This is a genomic window from uncultured Veillonella sp. (assembly GCF_900545205.1).
Classification (GTDB): domain Bacteria; phylum Bacillota; class Negativicutes; order Veillonellales; family Veillonellaceae; genus Veillonella.
The window spans coordinates 1-7,718 of sequence record NZ_UQYC01000075.1; the positions used below are offsets into that span (position 1 = coordinate 1).

Below are 7,718 nucleotides of genomic sequence, written 5' to 3' on the forward strand. Positions count from 1 at the left end.
TACATATGGTACACCGCGGTATTTGTCCGCTTCTGCCAAGATAGCATGGATGCTACTTGGTGTTTCGCTCTTCGTAATATTATTTAATTTAATATTTTTGCCAGTAATGGATTGACCTGCGATACGACGAGACGTCGCATTGCTGTTTGTGAAAGCGGATTTCGTCGCTACTGCTTTAGTCGCCGCATTTTGAGTCAATACTGCCTTCGTAGAACGAGGAGCACTCATCAACGCATTATACGTAGCAGGACCTACGATACCGTCCACTGGTAAACCACGATCTTGTTGGAACAGACGAACTGCCCATTTCGTTTCTTTACCATATACACCATTTTTATCTGTAGCATTATAACCGTGTTTAATTAGTTGTTGTTGAACCGCTGTAACACTTTTGCCCTTATCACCATATTGTAATGTTGTTGCACCTACCATGGCTGTTGTGGCACACACAAAAGTTAATGTTAATGCCGTTATTTTAACCTTACTATATTTTGACTTCATATGCTTCCTTTCCAAAAACTTTTAAAGTAAGTTATTTATTCAAAATATACTAACCGTCTATTTATTTGCATTCACAAATACAGCTAGTCTTCTTTGCTTTTGTTAGTATAAGTCTCAGGTGCCATAAACACATCGGCACTACTAGGTCCAAGTAATGGAGCCTCTTCATGCTCATCAAAGTTTATAGCTGACTTAACCCAATACAAAGGCCGTTGCTTCACCTCTTCAAAAATACGACCTACATACTCGCCAATAATTCCCAGTCCGACGAGTTGAATCCCACCAATGAACAAAATTGATACGCCCAAGGTTGTCCATCCATTCAAGGCTTGACCCGTAAGATATACATACAAGAGATGTAATATAAGCAAGAAGCTTAACCCACCACATAGTACACCGACGTACAAAGCAGCCCGTAAAGGAACTCTTGAAAAGGCGGTTACCCCATCGAGAGCAAATCGTATCATTTTGCGCACACTAAACTTTGAGACCCCTGCAAAACGAGGTGGCGCTACAAAGTGCAACTCAGCTTGTCTATACCCTAAGGCACCGACAATACCGCGCAAGAAACGACCATGTTCTCTAAACCGTTTCAACGTGCCCAATGCTTTACTATTCATGAGACGGAAATCAGATCCACCTTCAACAATAGGAACATCAGCCATTTTGTTCATTAGTTTGTAATAATACTTAGACGTGAAAGATTTAGCCCAACTAGCATCTTCAGTTGAATCACGTATGGTGCGCACCACGTCATACCCCGACTCCCACAATCTAACAAGTTCGGGAATCAAAGCCGGTGGATGCTGCATGTCACCGTCCATTGTAATAACTGCATCTCCATGAGCATAATCAAGACCACAAGTAAGCGCAGTCTGATGCCCAAAATTACGAGCAAGCAATAACACTTTGACATGTTTATCATTGTAAGCAATTTCACGCAATATCATAGATGACGAATCACTAGAACCGTCGTCTACGAAGATTAGTTCATAATCGTACGTGAGTCCTGACATAACATCAGTTACAGCTTTATAAAAATTCGCTATGTTCTCTTCTTCGTTATATACAGGCACTACAATAGAAAGTAACATAAATCCTCCAAAGTACTTTACTCACATATTTTAAGTTAATTAGTAAATTAAGGCAAATCATCAAGGTTAACAATAGGCAAATTTATATCTACAAATTCAGTAAATAAGCGATTTCTTCGCACTCTACCGCTTTTTCTCTTCATTTACCTTATATATAAGTATATCAAATAAGTAAAATATCATTTTATATATGAAACTACTTAACAAACAGTATTATAAAATAAATTTATATTAGTAAAAAGATAATAAATTCTGTTATTAACTAGCTAAACCAACAATTAATCAAAAAATCAAATATATTTTCTGAACCAAATACAAGAAATTCGACTGATTTCATTTTATTTTCATAAAACCCATCGTAATTTTACAAATTTTTCTATATACAAACCAATTATATATACTCAAAATATGAATAAAATACTAACATTATAAAAAACAAAGCTAATTTAATGATTCTAACTAACTAAATCACCAAAATCTTCTCCTACAGAGAAGAAAGAGACCCTGATAAGGGTCTCTTATATTATAGGCCAGCAGCATCAATCCAAGATTGTAAATCTTCCTCTGCAAGCTCCATATCCTCTTCATATGCACCAGCCACTACAGGATACTTCGAAACCTCTACGGTGTGCAAAATCGAATCATCTCGGCCATTTTTAAAGGTTCCAATCCAAATTCCAGAGAATTGAGATTCATACCACTCTACAGGCTGATCAGTTTCATTGAAGTTAATCGTAATATGACCACGGCCAAGTGTTTCTAATACTTCCACTTGTTCTTCCTCTGTGAGCCCTGTTTTCTCAATATAAATTGAATATGTCTCACCCGTTTCTCGCAAGTTTTTAAGAGCTAAACGCAACTCATTTAAAACAGCGCGAACATTACTATAATTCTCAATCATAAATACTCCTATTAGAGATACTCTTTACATCCTATAAACGCATTATTTTAAGTATTAAGCTCTGCAGTTACGCCCCATTCTTGTAGAACATGTAATACCCGCTCTTTTACCTCTGGTAATGCTCGTTGTACAGGCGCACTAGGTTCAAAGCCAATTTCTAATGATTCTGGTTCTACGCCAATAACCACTGCATCCTCTAATGGATCCTCTTGAATAGCACGAATACGTAAAATATCTTGCATCCCTACTTCATGTACAGAAATATGCTCTGTAAAATATTGTTCTAATTCCTTATGAGGAAACTCATATATAGTTCCTGGAGCTTCCCCACCATTAATAGCGTCTACGAGCAGAATTTTCTTCATACCACGCATATACGTAAGCAGCTCCATCCCCATCGTTCCACCATCAATAATAGAAATAGACGGTTTAAATGTGAAAGACTCTTTCAACTCTTTTACTACATGAACCCCTAACCCCTCGTCAGTAAGTAATATATTACCTACACCGAGGAGGACGATTTCATTATTACCATCATCATAAAGGCTATTTAAATCAATACGCGGACCCTCTGAGTCCGCGTATTGTTCCAAGCCACTGATGATTTCAGTACTTGTATTAGTCATTTTCTTGTAATTCTCTTTCTCTAGGATCGTTAGGATCACTTGGACGATATGTTGTACCAGATGGTTTATCGATACGTTCACCACGACGGCGTTTGCCATTGAGGTCTTCAATATCGATTGGATCATGCGCATAATACTTCATACCGGAAACCATGGCAGATACTTCACCAGATTCTTCCATAACGTCTTCTCGGAATGCCATGTACACATGAACAATAGTAAAGAACAAGAAGCCCCAAGCAATATAGTGATGGATAATATGAACCTTGTATTCACCACCAAATAATGTAACAACTGGAGCAAATAAAGTTCCTAAAATACCATTAGGATTAACCATTGAAAACATGGCAAAACCCGTTAAGATTTCAAAGAAGAACATAATGTACACCATCATGTACGCAGTTCTCGCTAAGGAGTTACGAAGCCAATGATGTTCATGCTTTTGAGGAATCATCAAATAGTGCAATGTAGTTTCTTTAAGACCGTACCAATACCGTTTTTGACGGAATTTAGGTAATAATCTGTCCCCTCGATTCCAAAGAGCACCAGCAAATCGGAAGATAAAGGAGAATGTTAAGATAACACCCGCAATGAAATGGATACGACGCATAGTTTCCATAGAGAACCAGCCGTCAATTGCAAAGGTTGGTTCTGGATTACCTGTAATAGCTGCAAATCCTGGATCACCAATATATAGGCCAGTCCAGAATAAAGCCGTTACACTAAGCACCATAGTCCAGTGGAATATGCGCAGCCATAAACTAAATACGACATACGCCTTTTTGTCAGTATGTATTAACATAAGCCCACCACCCTTTATTTACACAATGCATCTGTATTGACGGAAACAATTTTTTCGCCTTTTTTATTGTATAAATGGGTTGCACATGCGAGACATGGGTCGAAGGAGTGAATTACCTTCAAGATTTCAAGTGGTTTATCTGCAATTTTTACATGTGTATCAATCATGGAGTCTTCGTAGGCACCATGTTCGTTAGCTGCAGTCTTAGGACATGCATTCCATGTAGATGGTACGATACATTGATAGTTTGCAGAACGACCATCTTTAATATGAATCCAGTGACCCAAACCACCACGAGGAGCATCTACAAGGCCAACACCTTTAGCATCTTTATCCCATGTATTTGGCTCAAATTTAGTCATATCAGCCACTGTAGTGTCACCATTTTTGATGTTAGCAACGAGTTTATCAAAGAAGTATTGACTCATATTTGCTGCTACTTGTGCATCAAGGCCACGACATGCTGTACGACCAACCATTGTAGTCATCCATACGTGAGCAGGAACGCCAAGTACTTGAGATACTGTATCGATTTGACGAACAATCATGGATTCTGCCCAAGTTGGATCTTTAATGATACCTTGTTTTACTTTTGTATATACAACGATATATTTTGCTAATGGGCCAACTTCTGCAGTTTTGCCTTTGAAAGTTGGGGATTTAATCCAAGAATATTTTTTATCTTCATCAAGGAATTCCCATTTTTCTTTTGTACCAGATTTAGGGCCTGTAAACTTAGGATCTGTAACACCTTCGATAGGATGAAGAGAGCTTTTACCATCTGGATATGTGAACCAGGAGTGATCAACCTCTTCACTGAGGTATTGAGGATCCATGAAGTCTTTACCTTCTAATGGAATAAATGTAGCTTTATCTACGCCTAATGCAAAGTTTTCAACTACGCCATTAGAACGAACGACACATTTTTTATGGTAGTCACCATTAGAAATGCCAGAATATGTATCATCTGGATAGTCACCGTAGGACATAACGCGTTTTTTCGCAAGGCCACCGCCATCAATCATGCCTTTTTCTACATACATTTTGCCGATAGCTAATAGATCTGGCACGTAGAAATTATTTACCAAATCTTTAGCCAATGCAATAGATTCTTCTACCGCAGCAAGACGTTGTGTATTAATAGGCGCATTCATATCATTCATAGAAATAGAACATGGCATGCCACCTACAACATAGTGCGGATGAGGGTTTTTACCACCAAATACAACGTGAGGAATTACGATATCACGTTGACGATCAAGAATATTCAAGTAATGGGATACGGCCATCAAATGAACCTCTGGTAGCAACAAATTATAATCAGGATGATCCCACCATTGAGCGGAGAAAATACCCAATTGACCAGATTCTACAATTTTCTTAATCTTTTGTTGTATAGCTGTGAAATAAGCAGTTGTAGCTTTAGGGAACTCTTTAGGATATGCAGAGTCTTTAGACGCAGTTTCAGCAGGCGCTAAACCACTTACATTATAAGTAGCTAATACATCATTTTGTAATTGTGCTGTTTTAGCTGGATCTGCACTAAGAGCTGCTACAGGGCTAACCCAGTCAAGAGCGTGTAAATGATAGAAGTGAACAATATGGTCATGTACATCTAAAGAGCTATGCATGATGTTACGAATGTAGTTTGCATTTTTAGGAATAGTAATTCCAAGAGCATCCTCTACAGCACGTAATGCTGCCAAGGCATGTGTTGTAGTACATACACCACAAATACGTTGAACGAACGCCCAAAGGTCACGAGGATCGCGATCTTTAGCAACAAGTTCGATACCGCGCCAAGCAGTACCAGAAGACAATGCGTCCTCTACTTTACCACTCGCTTCATCAACTTTTATTTCTACCCGTAAATGACCTTCAATACGGGAAATCGGATCTACTACTACGCGTTTCATTAGTGACCTCCTCCATTATTATGTTTCTTTTCATCCCATAAGCCTTGTTCTTTTAAGCGTTTTTCTTCTTTCATATCAAGAATTTTATTACGCGTAAGAGTTGCAGCACCATGAACGATAACTGCTGCAGTAGCACCAACAGCAGCTACTGTACCGATTGTATCAGCAGTTGTGATTGTATTAGCCAATGGAATATCTGGTAAACGTTTGTAGAATACGTCATTATCCCAGAAGCCCTTTTCAGAGCAACCAATACAACCGTGACCGGATTGAATTGGATAGGATAAACCATTCCACCAACGTAAGTTACCACAAGAATTATATGTTTGAGGTCCACGACAACCTACTTTGTACAAGCACCAACCAGATTTGGATGCATCGTCGTCGAATTTTTCAACGAAGAGACCAGAGTCAAAGAAGGCACGGCGGTAGCATGTGTCGTGAATACGATTGCCATAAAATTGTTTAGGACGACCTTGAGAATCAAGAGGTGGGATTTGGCCGAATAATGCATAATGCATAATTACACCAGTCATAACCTCTGGAATTGGAGGACATCCAGGAACTTTGATAATAGGCTTACCAGATACAACAGAAGATACAGATACTGTATTTGTTGGATTTGGTTTAGCCGCTTGAATACCACCCCAAGATGCGCAAGAGCCATATTCAATGATTGCTGCTGCACCTTTAGCCGCTTCTAGTAAGGACTCTTTAAATGTACGTCCACCTACTGTACAGTAAACACCATCTTCATCAAGTGGTACGCCACCTTCAACAGCCAAGATGTATTTGCCTGCTTTTTCTTTGATGATTTTCTCTAAATGTTCCTCTAATGGTGCACCAGATGCAGCCGCCAAAGTATCATCATATTCAAGAGAAATCATATTCAAAATTACATCAGATGTAAATGGAGAAGATGAGCGAATAAAGGACTCACTACAACCAGTACATTCATGACCATGTAGCCAAATTACCGTAGGCAATTCAGTTGTTTCAGCTGCCTTAACAACAGTGTCTAACATCGTTGGTGGCAAACCTAGAATAGCGGTGAGTGCTACACAGGATTTCATAAATGTGCGTCGACTCAAACGTCGCTCTTGGAAGAGTGTCCATAAACTGTTTATACGATTCTTCACGGAATATAGCCTCCTTACAACAACTTTGCGCAATATATCAATATTACTTAATGAACTACAACTATTATGATAATAATCATACTATGAAAATTAAATAATGTACTATCTAATTTCTCACAGCTATTATGATAACAATCATATTCTTACTACTTTATTATATCACTTAATATTTATGAAAACTATATAATTCAAATAAAAAAGCTGTATACAAGAAAGTTTATTTAACTTGCATACAGCCTTGTATTATATATTTTTTGTAAAATTCATTAGTTATCAATAAATTAGATAACTTCCTTGATTAGGGACTCAAGCACATCAGCTTTCTTGTAACCCACAAGGGAATCAAGCATTTTGCCATCACGGAAGAATACCATAGATGGAATACCATCAATATCTTCTTTCAACAAAATACCACGAAGATTTTTATCTTCTGCATCAACACTAAAGAACTCTACTTGTCCTTTTAAACGTTCAGCTACTGCTTCTACTTCTGGACGCATAACAGTGCAAGGTTCGCACCAGGCAGCCCAGAAATCAACAATAGCTAAACCTTTAGAGCCAAGTACTTTTTCATCAAATTCTTGCACACTAGTAATCGCTGTAATTGCCATGAAGTTCTCCTAACAAAGATCTACAATCTTATATACTATAAATTATATCTTAAATATGGAAGCAAGCAATCAATAAGCCGAGTTCTGTTCCGCTTGCGCGGTGACGATTATCTTTCTAGGCGTACAGT

General features: G+C 38.2%; 8 protein-coding genes. All 8 read right to left on the reverse strand.

Going from position 1 to position 7,718, the window contains the following annotated elements; translation table 11 throughout:
- On the reverse strand, positions 1 to 501 hold a 501-nt coding region (locus QZR70_RS07625; RefSeq protein WP_295794251.1), incomplete at its 3' end, for a peptidoglycan-binding protein.
- Positions 502 to 584: 83 nt separating this feature from the next.
- On the reverse strand, positions 585 to 1,595 hold the full coding sequence (locus QZR70_RS07630) for a glycosyltransferase family 2 protein (protein ID WP_295781636.1): 1,011 nt from the start codon (positions 1,593 to 1,595) through the stop codon (positions 585 to 587).
- A gap of 523 nt (positions 1,596 to 2,118) precedes the next feature.
- Entirely contained in the window at positions 2,119 to 2,496 is a 378-nt protein-coding gene (locus QZR70_RS07635; protein ID WP_060923948.1) for a hydrogenase expression/formation C-terminal domain-containing protein, read from the reverse strand.
- A 47-nt stretch (positions 2,497 to 2,543) separates the two neighbouring features.
- Positions 2,544 to 3,122 (reverse strand): HyaD/HybD family hydrogenase maturation endopeptidase, encoded by a 579-nt coding sequence (locus QZR70_RS07640; RefSeq protein ID WP_295794252.1) that lies wholly within the window; start codon positions 3,120 to 3,122, stop codon positions 2,544 to 2,546.
- Positions 3,115 to 3,924 carry a Ni/Fe-hydrogenase, b-type cytochrome subunit gene (gene cybH / locus QZR70_RS07645; RefSeq protein WP_105089396.1) on the reverse strand — a complete coding sequence of 270 codons (810 nt, stop codon included), beginning with the start codon at positions 3,922 to 3,924 and terminating at the stop codon, positions 3,115 to 3,117. The genes QZR70_RS07640 and cybH overlap by 8 nt, the downstream gene beginning before the upstream one ends.
- Positions 3,925 to 3,938: 14 nt before the next feature.
- On the reverse strand, positions 3,939 to 5,840 hold the full coding sequence (locus QZR70_RS07650) for a nickel-dependent hydrogenase large subunit (protein WP_295794254.1): 1,902 nt from the start codon (positions 5,838 to 5,840) through the stop codon (positions 3,939 to 3,941).
- Positions 5,840 to 6,979: a hydrogenase small subunit gene (locus QZR70_RS07655; RefSeq protein ID WP_004696383.1), complete on the reverse strand. Its 1,140-nt coding sequence runs from the start codon at positions 6,977 to 6,979 to the stop codon at positions 5,840 to 5,842. The genes QZR70_RS07650 and QZR70_RS07655 overlap by 1 nt, the downstream gene beginning before the upstream one ends.
- Positions 6,980 to 7,260: 281 nt before the next feature.
- Entirely contained in the window at positions 7,261 to 7,590 is a 330-nt protein-coding gene (locus QZR70_RS07660) for a co-chaperone YbbN (RefSeq protein WP_105089399.1), read from the reverse strand.
- Between the last annotated feature and the right edge of the window lie 128 nt (positions 7,591 to 7,718).

Coding starts and splice junctions, on each gene's coding strand:
- QZR70_RS07640 (WP_295794252.1), bottom strand. CDS start 3,122: ATGACTAATACAAGTACTGAAATCATCAGTGGCTTGGAACAATACGCG.
- QZR70_RS07635 (WP_060923948.1), bottom strand. CDS start 2,496: ATGATTGAGAATTATAGTAATGTTCGCGCTGTTTTAAATGAGTTGCGT.
- QZR70_RS07660 (WP_105089399.1), bottom strand. CDS start 7,590: ATGGCAATTACAGCGATTACTAGTGTGCAAGAATTTGATGAAAAAGTA.
- cybH (WP_105089396.1), bottom strand. CDS start 3,924: ATGTTAATACATACTGACAAAAAGGCGTATGTCGTATTTAGTTTATGG.
- QZR70_RS07650 (WP_295794254.1), bottom strand. CDS start 5,840: ATGAAACGCGTAGTAGTAGATCCGATTTCCCGTATTGAAGGTCATTTA.
- QZR70_RS07630 (WP_295781636.1), bottom strand. CDS start 1,595: ATGTTACTTTCTATTGTAGTGCCTGTATATAACGAAGAAGAGAACATA.